Source organism: Tautonia sociabilis, assembly GCF_003977685.1.
Lineage (GTDB): Bacteria > Planctomycetota > Planctomycetia > Isosphaerales > Isosphaeraceae > Tautonia > Tautonia sociabilis.
In genome coordinates this window covers 71114-87409 of sequence record NZ_RYZH01000031.1, presented here as the reverse complement: position 1 = coordinate 87409, position 16296 = coordinate 71114, and the positions used below count along the sequence as shown (strand labels likewise).

Sequence of the window (16296 nt, the reverse complement as noted above, 5' to 3'; positions counted from 1 at the left end):
GAGATCGCGCGGCGACTGGGGATCGGCCGGACGTCGGTCCGCCGCATCCTGGCCGCCGGCTGACGGCCAGGGCCGCCCTGCGCTCGGGCCGCGCGGGCGTCAAGGATGGTCTTCACCGGACGGATACGCACCTCCCGCTCGGCCAGGTTGTTCGTCGCCTCCACCCCGTCATGGTCCAAAAACCCCAGCACGCTGCCCCGGTGCTTGCGCAGCAGCTTCGCCAGCCGGGCGTTGTTCGGGTCGGTGTACGTCCCGGCCAGCAGCCGGTCCAACTCCGCATGGACCTTGCCCCGCTGCACCGCATAGCCGTGCGGGCTCATCGCCCCCCGGCGCCGCTTCAACGCCATCGCCCGGCGCAGCAACGCCGCCATCCGGCGGCTGAACCGCACCGCCCCACGGCTCTTGGACCGCTCCACCTCCGAGCACCGCTTCAGCAGGTGGGCCGTGCACTTGCTCTTGGCGAAGTCCAGCGGGTCGTCGGCCAGGAAGCAATCGCTGACCAGCACCCCCTCATACTCCTCCCCCAGCACCTCGACGACCACCTCGTGGCCCCGGCTCGGGCGGATGCGAGACAGCGTGGCGTGCTCGTCGGCGAAGACCCACAGCCAGGCCGAGCGACCACCGATCTTCCAGCCGGTCTCATCGACGTGCTGCACCTCGCTGCGGCGGGCGGCCTCGACCAGGGCGTCATAGCTGGGCCGGGCCAGCCGCCGCAGGCGGTGGCCGCTGCGGACCAGGGCCGCCGAGGCGACCACCAGCCCGGTGAGGGTCAGCAGCGCCGCCGAGCACTTGCGGTAGGAGACGCCGAGGCGGTGCTTCAGGTCGGCGGCCAGCCCGAGCAGGCGGGGGCCGTACTGCACGGCGGCGGCGCCCAGGGCGTCGGAGGTCTGCTCGGGGTGGCGGCCCTGGACCCGGCGGCAGCAGGCCGGGCAGCGGGCCACCGGGACCCGGAAGCGGGTGATGACCGGCTTCGGCTCGGGCAGGTCGATCTGGTCCTGGTCGTGGATCGTCGTCGGTGCGTCATCCAGCGGGGCGTGACACTCGGGGCAGTTCGTCGGGAGTGGGACCTCGACGGTGCGACCGACCTGCTCGGGCGGCGGCGGGGGTCGGTGGCGGGGCGGGTGCCCGGCCTTGCGTCCCGGTCGCCTGGGGACGCCCTTGGGCGGCCCCTTGGAGAAGGGTGCGGCCTGACGCTTGCCCGCCCTCCTGGCCTGCTCCAATTCGGCCTTGAGACGTTCGACCTCGGAGCGCAGCTCGTCGATCTGCCGGGCCTGCCGCCGGGTCAGTTCGAGGAGTTCGTCGTAGGTGGGTGCCCTGCCAGCCATGAGGACGGTTCTACACAGGAGGGGGCCTCGGAGCTACAGGTCAGCAGGCGAGGCCCCGGTAACCAAGTACCCGCTGGTCTTCCTCGCAGGTCGTCAGCTCCCAGCCCGGCGGGCCGGCCATCCAGCGCCGGAGCAGCTCGGGCCGGGACATCGCGTCCCAGACCAGCTCCTGAGACGCATCGAAGGATCGGGAGATGATAATTTCACGGTCTCCGGCGGTCGTGACCTTGAGCGTGTCCGTCATCGGTCCCTCCTTCGGGGATTCTTCCCAACCTTCATCTCGTCCAGCAGGGCGTCGAGCCGATCGAAATTGGCCTCCCAGATCGCCCGGTAGCGCTCCAGCCAGGCGTTCGCCTCAGCCAGCGGCCCGGCCTCGAGCCGGCACGGCCGCCGCTGGGCGTCCCGGCCCCGAGAGATCAGGCCCGCGTTCTCCAGGACCTTCAGATGCTTGGAGATCGTCGGCTGGCTCAGCTTGAACGGGGCCACCAGTTCGTTCACAGTGGCCTCCCCCTCCGCCAGCCGGGCGAGGATCGCCCGCCGGGTCGGGTCGGACAGGGCCGCGAACGTCGTGTCGAGGCTGCCGGTCATCATCGGTTGATTGCCCTTTGGTTCTATAGCCGATCGGAAATATACGAGCCAGTCGACGATTCGTCAACGGCCGAGGAATGATGAGCGGCCGTCGCCGAAGGCCGACAGGGGGCCCTGATCCTGGTCATCCGGAGGAAGAAACCCGGGCGGAGGTGAGGTGCCTCATCGCGGCTCGTTGGAGCCTGGCACAAGACTACCCCTCCCGCTCGTCCTTGATGCCGCAGGCTGGGGAACCGGGGTCGGTTGTCGTACCGGCGGGAGGCCCATTGGTCGATGATCGTCCGCGAGGGGGCCTCCTCGAAGAACGGCCTTCTCACCCGGCAGCCGATCCGAGCCCGGAGCCCCGGTTCTCCCTGCGGTGGCCTTGCCTCCCCGACCGGGAGGAGGCCGCGACCGGGACCGACGGCATCAATCCAGCAGCACCTGGTCGGCGAGCGGGAGCCGCGACAGGGCGGATCGAGGCGAGGGCCGGCGGGATTCCCGGTGGATGATCCGCCGCCTCGGAGGGGCGCAAAGAGAAGCCCGAGGCGGGTATAGACGCCTCGGGCCGGGTTGATTCGGCAGTGGGCAGAGCCGGGATCGAACCGGCGACACCAGGATTTTCAGTCCTGTGCTCTACCAGCTGAGCTATCTGCCCGAGATGGTGCTGAGACAGGGGATCATAGCGGTTTGGCTCGGCGTCGTCAATCGAAGGGAACACGAAGGGGGCCTCTTTGGGCCCCTTTCGTCATGGAAGACCTGCGGGAGTGACGGCGAAGCCGATGTGGTCGAGGCCTCAGGGGGGGCCAGGCCTTCGCTCGCGATCGAACTCCTCCGCTCGCGCGATCGCCTGCCCATCGCGAGCCGGGCCTGGTGGTGGGTTGCGGACCGGGGGAGGGCGATCCGGGAGGCCGAGGTCCCGAGCGGCACGGTTTGGGCCGCCTGAGTGGAGGAGGCCGTTGAGCGGGGTGGGTGGTCGGCCTCTGGTTGGGAGGCCGAGCCCGCGGCGCACGGGTCCTCGGCGTTGTTGGCAGGCTATCGTGGGGCCTGGATCGGGTCGGGAGGGGAGCGGCGTCCGGGAAGGGACGGCGGGGGGATCGGTGACTGATGGGGGATCAGTCCTCGTCCTCCTCCTCGTCGAGGTCCTCGTCCTCCTCCTCGGCCTCTTCCTCCTCCTCCTCGGCCTCGAGTTCGGCCTCGGGGACGACCTTGGGGGGAGGAGGGGTCGCTCGGGTGATGGTGGCGCCCAGGCCGGGGGCGTCGTCGGGCATGGGTTCCTTGGACTTCTGGACGAAGAAGGTCCCCTTGCCCTTGGCGTTGAGCTCCTCGGCCTTCGCCTCGGCCTCGGCCTTCTGGGCGTACTCGAAGGTCGCCACCGTTTTGAAGGCGTCGTTGACGACGTTCCAGACGATCCGCATCCGGGCGGCCGGCTTGGCGGTCTTGGTGGACTTGGCCTTGCTCTTGGGCGCCGGCTTCTTCTTCTTCGGCTTGCGTTCGCCCTCGTCCTCGTCGTCGACGTCGTCGAGGACGACGCCGGCGTCGTCCTCGACCGGGTCGAGGTCCTCGGCGGCCTCGTACTGGCGGCGCAACTCCAGGCGATTCTGCGGCTTGCCGGCCATGGGCGTGATCCTTCGTCCGGGGCGATGGCGGGGCGGCGGTCGGCGAGGGCCGGGGGGCATCCGGGCGCCGCCGGCCGTTGCGATGCGACGATCGGGGAGCTATTCTATCCGAGCGCCCGGCCGATTGCCTAGCCGCGCGGCGCCTCGACGCCTCAGAGCCTCAGACCGGGTCGTTCGGTTCGTCGATCGGGATACCCCGGGCGGTGGACCTGTCGCCAGGGGCTCCCGAGGCCGAGAGGCGACCCGACTCGGATCAGGGAACCGATCACCCGGGGCGGCTCAGGCCGCGGTCGAGAGCCGCTGGGCCACCAGGGCCAGCAGGGTTTCGGGGTGGTAGGGCTTGGTCAGGTAGTGGTCGATGCCCAGTTGCCGCAGTGCGGTTTCGTGCTCGGAGAGGATGGCGGCGCTGCAGATGATCACCGGGTGTGTCGGCCATCGGCCGAGCAGGCGTCGGCAGACGTCGACCCCGGAGAGGTGGGGCAGGTTCAGGTCCACCAGGGCCAGGTCGAACGGGCCGTCCCGGTCGATTCGGTCGAGGGCCTCGAGGCCGTCGGCGGCCTCGACCACCCGGAAGCCCGACCCGCGCAGGAATTGCGAGACGAGGCCGCGCAGGAGCTCCTCGTCCTCGACGAGCAGCAGCGTGCCGTCGCGATCCGTCGGCATCGGGGGTCCCTCCTCGGGGCGTCCCTGCCCCGGGTCGGTACTGTAGCGGCCGGGCCGATCGGCGCCCACTCGGGATTCTCGGGCTGGGGGGAGGCTCAGCCCTTCGCCCGGGAGGCTCCGTCGGCGAAGGGGGCCGGGACGGGGCCGTTCGGGGGGGCGGCCTCGGGGCGGCGGTCGACCCCCATCGTCTGGCAGAGCCAGGCGATGGCGAGGTGCTTGGTCAGGCTCAGGCCGAGGAGGCCGGCCAGCGGCCCGAAGCGGAAGAGCCAGACGTTGAGGGCCACGCCCGCCACCGCGATGAGCAGGGCCGAAACGCTCAGCTGGATGGGCAGCCGTTGCATGGCGGTATTATGGGGCGAGGGCTCTCGGGCGGGAAGGGATCGACTGGCGGGCCGCCGGCGCGGCGACTACAATTCGCGCGGGTTCCGCCGCCGATCCCGAGCCCCGCCTCCCCTGGGCCGAGCCGAACGCCCGGGGCCGTCCCCGTGTCCGTCCCCTGGGCCGCCCGTCCGCTTGCCTGGCGGCCCCGGGCCCCGCCGTCGCCCCTCTTGCCCCTCGCCACAGCCAGGGCCAGACCGATGCCGACCCCGCCGACCACCCGCCCCGAGTGGACGATCCCCATCGACCCGGCCCTGCAGGCCGAGCTGGAGAAGCACGTCCTGGTCACGAGCTGGGACGAGCTGCTCGGCGTGGTCGACACCATTTACAACTGGGGGCGCCGCTCGGCCCTCTGGCCGCTGGGGTTCGGCCTGGCCTGCTGCGGCATCGAGATGATCTGCACGGCCAGCAGCCGGTTTGACATCGCCCGATTCGGCGCCGAGGTCTTCCGCGGCAGCCCCCGACAGGCCGACGTGATGATCGTCTCCGGCACGGTCACGAAGACGATGATGCCGATGATCGCCCGGCTCTACGACCAGATGCCCGAGCCGAAGTACGTCATCAGCATGGGAGCCTGCGCCTCGGGGGGGGGGCCGTTCAAGGAGGGGTACAACGTCGTCTCCGGCATCGACAAGTTCCTGCCGGTCGACGTTTACGTCCCTGGCTGCCCTCCCACGCCGCAGGCGCTCTTGAACGGGCTGATCGCGCTTCAGCGGAAGATCGACGGCGAGCGGCTGGACATCCCCGCGCTTGGCCGCAAGGGGAACACCCCCTGGTACGACCCGGAGGTCGACCGCGACATCCCCGTTCCGGTGTTCGGCCCCGACCTGATCGACGTTCGCACCCTGGAGCTGACCGCCGAGCGGGCCGCCGCCGGCCTGCTCGACGCCCGGGAGGCCGCCCTGCCCCGCCCGGCTCTCATCCCCGCTCCCCGGCCCGAGGCCCCCGGGCCGGCTCCCGACGCCGCTGCCGAGCCCTCCCCCGCCCCCGCCGCCGAACAGCGGGCGATGAGCAAGATCGAGTTGATCCGGGCCCGGTCCCGGGGAGAGGCCGTCCCCGGCGCCTCGGCCCCGACGTCGGCGGGCAAGCCGGCCGCCCGGCCCTCGAAGAAGCTGAAGGTCGCCCCCGCCCGGCCGAGCCTGGTCTGGCTCGGCGACGAGGGCCTGGCCGAACTGGCCTCCCGCCTCGACGCCGAACTCGGCTCGGGAACCGCCACCATCGTCCGCGCCGCCCTGCTCGTCCCCGCCGAGAAGCTCCTCGACGTGGCCTTCTTCCTCCGGGACCGCAACCCGATCCGCTACGATTACCTCGCCAGCCTCCAGTCCGTGCACTACGAGGACTGCATCGAGGTGAATTACCACCTCGACAGCACGGCGAGGCCCGGCTCCCTGATCGAGCTGCGCGTCCGAACGGCGGAGGCCGAGGGGGCCGGCGAGGTCCCCTCGGTCATCTCCGTTTGGCCGGGGGCCGACTTCCAGGAGCGCGAGGTGTTCGACATGATGGGCGTCCGCTTCGCCGGGCACCCAAATCTGACTCGCATCCTCATGTGGGAGGGCTTTGCCTACCATCCCCTCCGCAAGGACTACCTGGAGCCCTACTACGAGGCCCCGGCCAAGGTCTTCCCCAGCCGAATTGACGACGGCCAGGGGCAGCACCGCCGCGCCGAGGAGCTGAACCCCTTCGGCTCGAATGTCAAGATCCCCCGCTCCTTCTCCGGCTGGGATCGGCTCGACCCCGCCGCCGACGTCAAGGGGGCCGGCCGGATGCCCGAGGGGACCGGCGTCGACGTGCAGGAGTTGGACACCGACCAGTTCGTGTTGAGCATCGGGCCGCAGCACCCGTCGACGCACGGCGTCTTCCGCATGAACCTGCGCGTCGACGGCGAGACGGTCGTCGGTCTGAAGCCCGTGATGGGCTACATGCACCGCAACCACGAGAAGATCGGCGAGCGGAACACGTTCCTGATGAACTTCCCGTTCACCGACCGGCTCGACTACTTCACCTCGATGCTCAACAACTTCGGCTACGCCCTGGCCGTCGAGCAGCTCATGGGGGACGACGCCAAGGTTCCCGAGCGCGCCGAGTACATCCGGGTGATCATGGCCGAGCTGAACCGGATCGCCAGCCACATGTGGTCGATCGGCTTCCTGCTGAACGACCTGGGCGCCTTCTTCACGCCGGCGCTCTACGCGATCGAGGAGCGCGAGCTGATCCTCGACCTCTTCGAGTGGGCCGCTGGCAGCCGGATGATGTGCAACTACTTCCGCTTCGGCGGCGTCGCCTTCGACCTCCCCCCCGGCTGGCTCGACCGCTGCCGAGCCATCGTCTCCGACCGGCTCGACCGCAAGATCGACGAGCTCGACCGCCTGCTCTCCGAGAACGAGATCTTCAAGGACCGCTCCCGGGGAGTCGGCCTCCTCTCCCGGGAGCAGGCCATCGCCTACTCGGCCGCCGGTCCGGTCCTCCGCGCCTCGAACGTGCCCTACGACATCCGCCGAGCCGCCCCCTACTCCATCTACGACCGCTTCGACTTCGAGGTCGTCACCGGCACCGGCTGCGACGTCTACGACCGTTACTACGTCCGCCTGCTGGAGATGCGCGAGAGCGTCCGCATCCTCAAGCAGGCCCTCCGCGACCTGCCCGAGGGACCGATCCTCCCCGGCAAGAAGAGCTACCAGATCAAGGTCCCCGCCGGAGAGGCGTACTCCCGGGTCGAGAACGCCAAGGGGGAGCTCGGCTTCTACGTTGTCGCCGACGGCGGCCCGACCGCCTACCGCTACCACGTCCGCAGCCCGAGCTTCATCAATCTCACGGCTCTGGAAACCATGTGCCTCGGCCACACGGTCGCCGACGTGGTGGGCATCCTCGGCAGCCTGGACATCGTCCTCGGAGAGGTGGATCGGTGAGGAGGGCCGAGCGATCATGGGAGGCCGCCATGCGAGCCGCGCTCCGAGGGACGGCCGGGCTTGGGCCCCGGGCCCCGAGCCTCCGCTCGGGCCGGCCCTGAGGCCCCTCTTCGAGGGGATCGCCCCCGGGCACTCCCCGGGCGATCTTGCCCACTCGCATCGCAGGAAAGGTTGGTGGGGACGATGAACGACGGGACGAGGCGCGACGGCCAAGGGGTGTTCGGGCCGGTCGGATCGGCGATCTGGGCGGTGCTCGGCCTCTGGCCGTTCGGCCGAGGGATGATCGCCGGGCACCTGATCACGATGCGGCGGTTCCTCCGCACCTTCACCGTCGGCCACGGCGCGACGACCAGGAGGAGAGGGGGCGGGGATCTCCCCGTCGACCTCTGGTGGCGGCGTCCCGAGCACCACCGCGGGTCGATCGTCGACCAGGACGCCGGCACCGAGGGCCTCTTCACCGTCGAATACCCCGACGAACGCCTCCCCACCCGGGAACGCTTCCGGGTCCTCCCGATGCTCCTCTACGACGAGGAGGACGGTTCCGTCCGCTGCACCTCCTGCAACATCTGCGCGAAGGTCTGCCCTCCCCAGTGCATCTGGATGGTCCAGGCCAAGGACGCCCGGGGGAAGGTCGTCCCCCTCCCCGAGGAGTTCTACATCGACATGGATGTCTGCATGAACTGCGGCCTCTGCGCCGAGTACTGCCCGTTCGACGCGATCAAGATGGACCAGAACTTCGAGCTGTCCAACTACGAGCGGCACCAGTCTCACGTCTACTCGCTGCAAGACCTGCTCGTCTCCAGCGCCTACTACGCCCGGACGCACCCCGAGGCGTGGGCCAGCGCCGAGGAGCAGGCCGAGCGGGACAAGGTCGCCCGGAAGAAGGAGCAACGGCTCCGCAAGGCCCGGGAGGCGGCCTCCCTGGCCCCCGAGCCCGAGCCGGCGGGCGCCTGACCGCGACAAACCAGGTACCGGGCGGCTACAATGGCCCCGAGCCGGGCCCTTGTCCGCGCCGGGCGGCCCGTTTTATGATTGCCTCGCCATCCCGGAGGTCGGTCCGTCGATGTTCCTGAACCAGCCGCAGCCGAAGTACGTGCCCGGGACCCGGGTGCGGGTCGTCCAGTACTGCCGGGTCGGCCACCGCCGGTGGATGACCGAGACGATCGGCACCGTCGAGGGGGAGGGCCTCCGCCCCGTCGGCGGCATGGAGATGGGCGGCAAGGCCCTGTACTGCCACCAGCCCACCCTCCGGCTCCGCCTGGAAGACGGCTCGATCACCGAGGTCGCCATCGACGGCAACACCCAGGTCGAGGCGATCGACGCGGCCGAACCGGCCGGGGCCGTCACCGGCGGTTCGACGCCCCGCCCGGTCTGATCGAGTCCGCTCCGGCCGGGGAGACCGCCACCGCCGTCCCCGACCCCGGCCGGTTCGGCCGCTTCCCCCGCACCGCCCGGCTCGCCCGCCGCGACGCCCCGGAAGGACCGCCCGCAATGCTGCCCAACTACGGCTTCATCGGCCTGCTCCTGCTGGCCGCCGTCGCCTTCGCCGTGGCCCCCCTGGTCGTCGTGGCTCTGGTGGCGCCGAGGAAGTGGTCGGTCGAGAAGGGGGAAGCCTATGAGTGCGGCGTGCGGACCACGGGAGAAACCTGGGTCCGCTTCCGCATTCAGTATTACGTCTACGCCCTGCTCTTCCTGGTCTTCGACATCGAGACGATCTTCCTCTACCCCTGGGCGGTCAGCTACCTCGGCCTGGCCGAGGCGGGCTTCGGGCTGTTCGTGCTCGTCGAGATGGTCGTGTTCCTGGTCCTGCTTGCCGTGGCCCTGGTCTTTGCCTGGGCCGCCGGCGACCTCCGCTGGGTCTGATCCGATCCGATCCGATCCCGTCCCGACCGTCCTCGATGAGACGAGACGCCGGTCGAGGGAGACAGCTTCCGTGAACGTGCCGATCGCCCCGGTCCGGCCCGAGCTGGCCGGGCCGACCTGGATCCCCTGGCTCCTCTGGCTGGTCGTCTTCTTCGGCCTCCTGCCGCTGGCGGTCGCCTACATCGTGCTCGCCGAGCGGAAGGTCGCCGGCCGGTTCCAGGACCGCATCGGCCCAAACCGGGTCGGCCCCTTCGGGCTGCTCCAGCCGATCGCCGACTTGCTGAAGCTGATCACCAAAGAGAACATCGTCCCCCGAGCCGCCGACGCGGTGACACACCTGCTTGGCCCGGTCCTGTTGATCGTCTCGGCCTTCCTCGTGCTCGCGGTGATTCCCTTCGGCGTTTCGGGAAGCCGGGCCGAGGTCGCCCCCTTCGGCGCGGTTTCTCCGGCCGAGGGGAGCCGGCTGGGCTATCCCGGCCTGGCGGCGGTCGACACGGCCTCGGGCCTGCTCTATCTCGTCGCGGCGGCCAGCCTGTCGGTGCTGGGGGTCTTCCTGGCGGGGTGGTCGAGTCGGAACAAGTTCGCGCTGCTGGGCTCGATGCGAGGGGTGGCACAGCTCGTCTCTTACGAGATCCCTCAGGTGCTCTCGCTGGTGCCGGCGATCCTCTGGGCCAGCAGCCTGAGCCTGGTGGGCATCTTCAACGCCCAGGTGGACCAGGGCTGGTTCCTGGGGTCGCCGCCGGGGATCGTCGCGTTCGTCGTCTTGATGATCGCCAGCATCGCCGAGACCAACCGCGCCCCGTTCGACCTGCCCGAGGCCGAATCGGAGCTGATCGCCGGCTACCACACCGAGTATTCCGGCATGCGCTGGGGCCTGTTCTTCCTGGCCGAGTACCTGGCGATCATCGGCGTTTCCTGCCTGGCGACGACCCTCTTCCTCGGCGGCGGGATGCTGCCGTTCACCTCCTGGCCGCTCGGGGCGATCGACTCGGTGGTGCTGGTGAATCTCGTCCTGGTTGGGGGGTTCGTCGCGAAGGTGGCCCTGATCATCTTCGTGATCTTCTGGATCCGGGCCACGCTGCCCCGGATGCGGGTCGACCGGCTGATGGGGTTCGCCTGGAAGATCCTGATCCCGCTCTGCCTGGTGAACATCGTGGCGGCGGCGGTCTGGCTGGAGCTGGCGGTGCGGCGGGATCGGCCGCTGCTGGGCTGGCTGGTCACCCTGCCGCCGCTGGTGCTGGCCCTGGCGGCCCTGGTCCGGCTCTCCCGCCGGGAGGGGCCGGCGCCGGTGGTGGGGAGGGATCGGCTGGTGCGGACCCCGGCGGCAATCCCGGGAGTCGGCGGAAGGGACCCGTCGTGAGCGCGATGCAGTTGATCTTCCTGATCGTCTCGGCTGTTGGCCTGCTGTCGGCCCTGGGCACGGTGCTGGCGAGGAACCTCGTCCACGCGGCGCTGTTCCTGGTGGCGTTCTTCTTCGCCGTCGCCTGCCAGTTCGTGCTGCTGGAGGCCGAATTCCTGGCGGCCATCCAGGTGCTCGTCTACATCGGGGCGGTGTCGATCCTGCTGCTGTTCGGCGTCATGCTGACAAGGAACATCCAGGGGGACGAGACGACCAGCGGCCACTGGGCCTGGAAGCTCCCGGCGGCGATCGTGGCGCTGGGGGTCTTCGGGGTGCTCGGCTCCAGCATCACCGCCGAGCGAGGACGGCCGGGCCAGTCGTCGTGGACCGGCACCGCGACGCGCCCCGGCGGTGTGAACCCGAGGGTCGGCGGCCCGGCCTCCGTCGCCCTGGCCGCCAGCCCGACGGGCCGATCCCTCGCCTCGGCCGACCTCGACGGCCGAGTCCGCCTCTGGCTCCCCTCCGGCCGGCAGGATTCGGCCTTCCCGACCGCCGGGTCGACCGCCTCGGCCGTTGGCTTCAGCCCCGATGGCGACCTCGTCGCCGCCGCCGACGACCTGGGCCGCGTCCTCGTCTGGGACGTCCTCGCCCGCCGGCCGGCGTTCGAGTGCCTCGGCGGCCTGGCCGGCCGCATCGCCTCGGTGGCCGTTGGGCCAAGGCGATCGGCCGAGGACCCGGCCGACCGCCTGGCCGCCGCCGCCGGCCTCGACGGCAAGGTCCGGCTCTGGGACGGGCCCGGTTCCGAGCCCCGGGTCATCCCCGCCCACGATGGGCCGATCCTCGCGATGAGCTTCACCCCCGACGGCCTGCTCGTCACCGCCGGGGCCGATCGCGTCGTCAAGGTCTGGGACCCCTCCCCGGGCCGACCCGACCCCGGCGACGCTCTCGCCGTCACCATCGCCACCGAGCCCGGCCGGCCGGTCGCCGCCCTGGCCGTCAGCCCGGTCCCCCCGAGGCCGAAGCCCGAGCAGGGGGATCTCGACCTCCGACCAGGCGCCCCGGCCGCCGGGGCCCCGGCTCTCGACCCCGATCCCGACCCCGCTGAGGACAACCCCGGCGGCCCGATCGTGGCCGTCGCCTCGCTCGTCTCCGGGGAGCCTGGCCGCTGGGGCCTCCGCGTCCTCGACGCGACCGACGGCGCCGAGGTCGCCTCCTTCGAGGGGCTCGACGGCGTGCCGATCGCCCTGGCCCTCGCTCCCGACTCCTCCCGGGTCGCCGCCCTGGTCGGCCCGGCCTCGCTGGCCTCCGCCTCGCCCGGCGACGAGGCCCCGGCCGCTCCCTCGGTGCTCTCCTGGGAGATCGGCCCGGACGTCGAGGATCCCGGGCCGGTCGAGCTCCCGGTCGATCGGTCGGCGGGGGTCGGCTCCCGGCTCGCCGTCGGGGCGGGCGGCCCGCTCCTGGCCATCGCCCCGCCTGGGGCGCCAATCGCCTTCTCGGTCGGGGAGTCCGGCCCGTGGTTGTCCCCCCGGAGCCCGGCGGCGACCGCCTCGGCGGTGGTGGCCGACATGCCCCGGGCCGTCGGCGACGAGCTGATGACCCGATACGTCGTCCCCTTCGAGGTCGCCGGCCTGATGCTGACCGCCGCCATCGTCGGCGCCATCGTCCTCGCCCGCCAGGACTCCCGGCCGGCCTCCGCCGCCGGCACCGCCGCCGACCCGACCGCCCTTCCCGCGGTCCCCCCCGTCTCCCCAAGGGGGGGCGATGGCGAGTTCACCACCGTTTCCGTCTCCGAGACCCCCGGCGCGAGGCCCGAGCGATGACCGGCGGCGACATCCCCCTGAGCTGGTTCCTCCTGTTCGCCTCGGCCGCGTTCGCCATCGGCCTGTTCGGCGTGCTGGCGCGCCGCAACGCGATCGCCGTGCTGATGGCGATCGAGCTGATGCTCAACGCCGCCAACATCAACCTCGTCGCCTTCTGGCGATACTCCGACTCCCCCGGCCCCGAGGCCGGGCCGATCGCCGGCGTGATGCTGGCGATCTTCGTCATCACCGTCGCCGCGGCCGAGGTCGCCGTCGGCATCGCCCTGATCCTGCTCTGCTACCGCCGCTGGCACGCCGCCGACGTCGACCGCTACGACAGCCTGGCCGGCTGAGCCGGCCCCGCGATGTTCCGAAAGAGGACCTTATGCCCGAGGGCTGATGCGAGATGGCCGGTGGCGATCGGCCGGCGACCGACGGCCGTTCCGAACCCCGCCGCCGCGACGCCTCAATCCCCTCCCGCTTCGTCTCCCCGGGTCCTCCCGTCCGGGATCCGCCTCGGCCCTTGTTCCTCAGCGATCCGGCATCCGGCCGCCGCCAGCCGCTCTCGATCGGATTCCTTCCCATGCCCCCCTCCTCGCCCCCACCGATCGACTTCTCCCAGCTCTGGGCCCTCTCCCCGGAGATCCTGCTGACGCTCTGGGGCCTGGTCCTCCTGCTGGTCGATGTCGGCCCGCTCCGGGGCCGGCCGGGCTCGTCCCGGAGGAAGACGGTCGGCTCGCTCGCGCTGATCGGGCCGATCGGGGTGTTCGCCCTGCTGCTCGCACCGCTGGTCGCCGGCCCGGGGGCGGGGGGAGGAGACCCGGACCCGACGCTCGTTTACGGCACGATCGCGGGCGATCCGCTGGCGACATCATTCAACGGAGTGATCGCGCTCTTGCTCGCCATGGTCATCGGCATGTCGATGGCCTGGGACTTCACCGAGCACTGGGGCGCCTACTTCGCCCTGCTGCTCTGGGCCGCCGTGGGAATGATGGTGCTGGTCGCGGCGGAGGAGCTGCTGATCCTCTTCCTCGCGCTGGAGCTGATGACCATCTGCCTCTATCTCGCCGCCGCCTTCGAGAAGGACAAACGCCGGTCGGCCGAGGCGGGGATGAAGTACTTCGTCTACGGCTCGGTTGCCTCGGCTCTCTTCCTGTTCGGCCTGAGCCTGCTCTACGGTCTGACCGGCACCACCTTCCTCGACGGCATCCGGCGCGTGCTGGTCGAGTCGGCCGCCGCGACCGGGGAGGCCGGCGGGCTGTCGGGCGATCTGGTCGGCGCGACGGCCGTGCTGCTGATCCTCGTCGGCTTCGGGTTCAAGCTCGCCGCCGTGCCGTTCCACCAGTGGGCCCCCGACACCTACGAGGGGGCCCCCGCTCCCGTCTCGGCCTGGATCGCCTCGGGGTCGAAACTCGCCAGCCTCGTCGCCCTGATGAAGGTCCTGCTGCACGCGCTGGCCCCCTGGGCCGGCGCCGTGGGAGGGGAGGCGGGGGGGGGCTGGGTGTTGATCGTGGCCGCGATCGCCGCGGCGACGATGACCTATGGCAACCTCGCCGCGCTGGCCCAGCGGAACCTCAAGCGGATGCTCGCCTATTCCTCCATCGCCCACGCCGGCTACATGCTGGTCGGCGTGCTCGCGGCGATGGTCACGGTCCGCTCCGGCTCCTCGGCCGCCGAGGCCGCCGGCGCCGTGCTGTTCTACCTGGTCATCTACAGCCTCACGACCGTCGGCGCCTTCGCCGCCGCGGCCTGGCTTGCCCGGGGCCTCGGCCGGGACGACATCGACGACCTCGACGGGCTCGGCGTCCGGTCCCCCGGCCTGGCCGTCTGTCTGGCGATCCTGATGCTCTCGCTCATCGGCCTGCCGCCGACGGCCGGCTTTGTGTCCAAGCTCGCCATGTTCCTGGAGGTGCTCAACGCCGACGCCTCCGCCCGCTCCACCCTGCTGCTCCTGGTGGCTCTGGCTCTGGTGAACTCGGTGATCTCGGCCTTCTACTACGCCCGGGTGCTCCGCGCCCTGTTCCTCCGCCGCTCCGACCGATCCCCCGGCCCCGCCCCCCGAGGCGTCTCCTGGCCGATCGTTCTGGCCGCCCTGGCGGCGGTCGGCTTCGGCCTCGAGCCCGCCCCGCTGGTCGACTCGATGCGATCGGCCGCCAGCGCCATGCTCACCATCACCCTGCCCCCCTCCCCCCCCGATCTCCCCGCTCCGGCTCCGGTCGCCGCGATCCCTGTCTCGGGGGGCATGGCAATGCAGAAATGATCATAAGGCGGAGGGAGGGGCGGGATCGTCCTGATGGCGGACGCCGGACAGCGGATCGCGGGAGGCGGCCGGCGGAGGGGAGATGACCGATGGCCGAAGACGGATCATCGCGACCGATTGCCTCCCCTCGGATCTCCGGGAGGCACCGACTCCCGCACCCGCTCCTGACCAGCCCGCGTCCTGATCGCTCCCCGGCCCTCGACCCCGACACCCGCCCCTCCGTCATCCACCGTCGGGCGGAGCGGATCAGCCCTCTCTTGTGATTCCCTTCGCCCGCCGCCGGGCCCCCTGCCCCCCGGATCGTCGCCAAGGACCCGATTGTGTACGACGACACCGAGCCCGACGTCGACGCCTGGGAGATCTTCGCGTTGGCCGCGTGCCAGCCGCTGGCGGGGCATCCCGGCTGCCATGTCGCGCCCCGGCTGCCGGCCGAGGCGGTCGTCCGGGCCCTGGAGACCTACCTCCGGCCCCGGCCCGGTGAGCTGCTGCTCGCCATCATCGAGCGTCCGGGGCCCGACGGCCCGGTCCCGGCCTGCACGCTGACCTCCCGACGGGTCTGCTGGCCGTCGCCGACGCCCTCCCGGGCGCCGTCGGGCTCGGGCCTCGGGCCGAGGCCGGGGGCCTCCCGGTCGTTCGACGACCTGCCCCAGACCGTCTCCGTCACCGGGGATCTCGCCCCGGCACTCGATCTCGGGCGGGGCCAGATTCTGCCGATGCCCGGCCTGGGCCAGCTCGACGCGGTGGCCGCCCTCTCTGGCGTGCTCGCCACGCTCGGCCAGGCCCGGCGCTCGGGAGACCTGGCCGGCTCGACCACCTCCGAGGCCCTGGCCCGCTCCCGGGCCGAGATCGGCCACGTCGTCCGCCAGGCTCAGGCCCTGCACCGCGCCGACGGCGGTGTCCGCTCCTTCCAGGCCGACGTGATGACCGCCACCCCGATGGTGGTGGTCACCTACCTGATCGTCGCCTCCTGCGTGCTTGTCTTCCTGGCGATGGCTCTGGCCGGCGTCTCGCCGATCAACCCGACGGTCCCCGACCTGATCGCCTGGGGGGGCAATGTTGGCGTCGCCGTCGCCTTCGACGGCGAGGCCTGGCGGCTGCTCTCGTCGGTCTTCCTCCACGGCGGGCTGATCCACCTGGCTTTGAACATGTATGTGCTCTACCGGGCGGGCCCGCTCCTCGAGCGCCTCTACGGAAACCTCGGTTTCGCCCTGCTCTACCTGGCCGCCGGCCTGGGGGGGGCCCTGGCGAGTGCCTGGTGGCATCCGCTGGCGGTCAGCGTCGGCGCCTCGGGGGCGATTTTCGGCCTCTTCGGCGGCCTGGGCGCGTTTCTGCTCTCGCACCGGGCGTCGATCCCGGCGGCCGTCCTGAAGCGGGTCCGAGGCGGAGTGATCGCTCTGGTCCTCTACAACACCCTCTTCGGTCTGGTGATTCCCGGGATCGACAACGCGGCGCATCTCGGCGGCCTCGTCTCCGGCTTCGTCGCCGGCCTCTTCCTCCGCCGGGACTACTTCGACACGCATGGTCTGGTCGAGGCCCCTCCCGCCGCTTCGGACCGGGGGGAGCCTCCCCGCTGATCG

Annotated in this window: 15 protein-coding genes, 1 tRNA gene and 1 pseudogene; 10 read left to right on the top strand and 7 right to left on the bottom strand. The window is 71.3% G+C overall.

Features of this window, described 5'->3' with window-relative positions:
• The 7 genes from tnpC to TsocGM_RS16110 form a co-directional block, all read right to left on the bottom strand.
• A partial coding sequence (tnpC, locus tag TsocGM_RS16140; protein ID WP_126726495.1) for an IS66 family transposase occupies positions 1 to 1325 on the bottom strand: 1325 nt, incomplete at its 3' end.
• Positions 1326 to 1365: 40 nt separating this feature from the next.
• Positions 1366 to 1569, bottom strand: coding sequence for an SRPBCC family protein (locus TsocGM_RS16135; protein WP_126726494.1), 204 nt, complete (start codon positions 1567 to 1569; stop codon positions 1366 to 1368).
• On the bottom strand, positions 1566 to 1916 hold the full coding sequence (locus TsocGM_RS16130) for an ArsR/SmtB family transcription factor (RefSeq protein ID WP_126726493.1): 351 nt from the start codon (positions 1914 to 1916) through the stop codon (positions 1566 to 1568). Before TsocGM_RS16130 ends, TsocGM_RS16135 begins: the two co-directional genes overlap by 4 nt.
• Positions 1917 to 2477: 561 nt before the next feature.
• Positions 2478 to 2550 (bottom strand) — tRNA-Phe (locus tag TsocGM_RS16125).
• A gap of 457 nt (positions 2551 to 3007) precedes the next feature.
• Positions 3008 to 3511 carry a hypothetical protein gene (locus TsocGM_RS16120; protein ID WP_126726492.1) on the bottom strand — a complete coding sequence of 168 codons (504 nt, stop codon included), beginning with the start codon at positions 3509 to 3511 and terminating at the stop codon, positions 3008 to 3010.
• A gap of 279 nt (positions 3512 to 3790) precedes the next feature.
• Positions 3791 to 4174, bottom strand: coding sequence for a response regulator (locus tag TsocGM_RS16115; protein WP_126726491.1), 384 nt, complete (start codon positions 4172 to 4174; stop codon positions 3791 to 3793).
• A 95-nt stretch (positions 4175 to 4269) separates the two neighbouring features.
• The gene (locus TsocGM_RS16110) at positions 4270 to 4515 is read right to left on the bottom strand and encodes a hypothetical protein (protein WP_126726490.1); all 246 of its coding nucleotides are present in this window, start codon (positions 4513 to 4515) and stop codon (positions 4270 to 4272) included.
• Positions 4516 to 4524: 9 nt separating this feature from the next.
• Between TsocGM_RS16110 and TsocGM_RS27945 the strand changes: the two are divergent.
• The 10 genes and pseudogenes from TsocGM_RS27945 to TsocGM_RS16060 form a co-directional block, all read left to right on the top strand.
• A pseudogene (locus TsocGM_RS27945) lies at positions 4525 to 6126 on the top strand (NADH-quinone oxidoreductase subunit B); the annotation flags it as partial.
• A gap of 189 nt (positions 6127 to 6315) precedes the next feature.
• Complete coding sequence (locus tag TsocGM_RS27940) at positions 6316 to 7458, top strand: NADH-quinone oxidoreductase subunit D (RefSeq protein WP_391732620.1); 1143 nt, start codon at positions 6316 to 6318, stop codon at positions 7456 to 7458.
• A gap of 183 nt (positions 7459 to 7641) precedes the next feature.
• The gene (locus TsocGM_RS16100) at positions 7642 to 8412 is read left to right on the top strand and encodes a 4Fe-4S binding protein (protein WP_126726488.1); all 771 of its coding nucleotides are present in this window, start codon (positions 7642 to 7644) and stop codon (positions 8410 to 8412) included.
• 109 nt (positions 8413 to 8521) lie between these two features.
• A complete protein-coding gene (locus TsocGM_RS16095; RefSeq protein ID WP_126726487.1) occupies positions 8522 to 8833 on the top strand; it encodes a hypothetical protein in 312 nt (103 codons plus the stop codon).
• 116 nt (positions 8834 to 8949) lie between these two features.
• On the top strand, positions 8950 to 9321 hold the full coding sequence (locus TsocGM_RS16090) for an NADH-quinone oxidoreductase subunit A (protein ID WP_126726486.1): 372 nt from the start codon (positions 8950 to 8952) through the stop codon (positions 9319 to 9321).
• A gap of 70 nt (positions 9322 to 9391) precedes the next feature.
• Positions 9392 to 10681, top strand: coding sequence for an NADH-quinone oxidoreductase subunit NuoH (nuoH, locus tag TsocGM_RS16085; protein WP_126726485.1), 1290 nt, complete (start codon positions 9392 to 9394; stop codon positions 10679 to 10681).
• Between the two features lie 5 nt (positions 10682 to 10686).
• Positions 10687 to 12480: an NADH-quinone oxidoreductase subunit J gene (locus tag TsocGM_RS26090; protein WP_233578955.1), complete on the top strand. Its 1794-nt coding sequence runs from the start codon at positions 10687 to 10689 to the stop codon at positions 12478 to 12480.
• The gene (gene nuoK, locus TsocGM_RS16070) at positions 12477 to 12812 is read left to right on the top strand and encodes an NADH-quinone oxidoreductase subunit NuoK (RefSeq protein ID WP_126726484.1); all 336 of its coding nucleotides are present in this window, start codon (positions 12477 to 12479) and stop codon (positions 12810 to 12812) included. The genes TsocGM_RS26090 and nuoK overlap by 4 nt, the downstream gene beginning before the upstream one ends.
• 230 nt (positions 12813 to 13042) lie before the next feature.
• Positions 13043 to 14719, top strand: a complete 1677-nt coding sequence (locus TsocGM_RS16065) for an NADH-quinone oxidoreductase subunit N (RefSeq protein ID WP_126726483.1) — start codon at positions 13043 to 13045, stop codon at positions 14717 to 14719.
• A gap of 320 nt (positions 14720 to 15039) precedes the next feature.
• Entirely contained in the window at positions 15040 to 16293 is a 1254-nt protein-coding gene (locus tag TsocGM_RS16060) for a rhomboid family intramembrane serine protease (protein ID WP_126726482.1), read from the top strand.
• Positions 16294 to 16296: the final 3 nt, after the last annotated feature.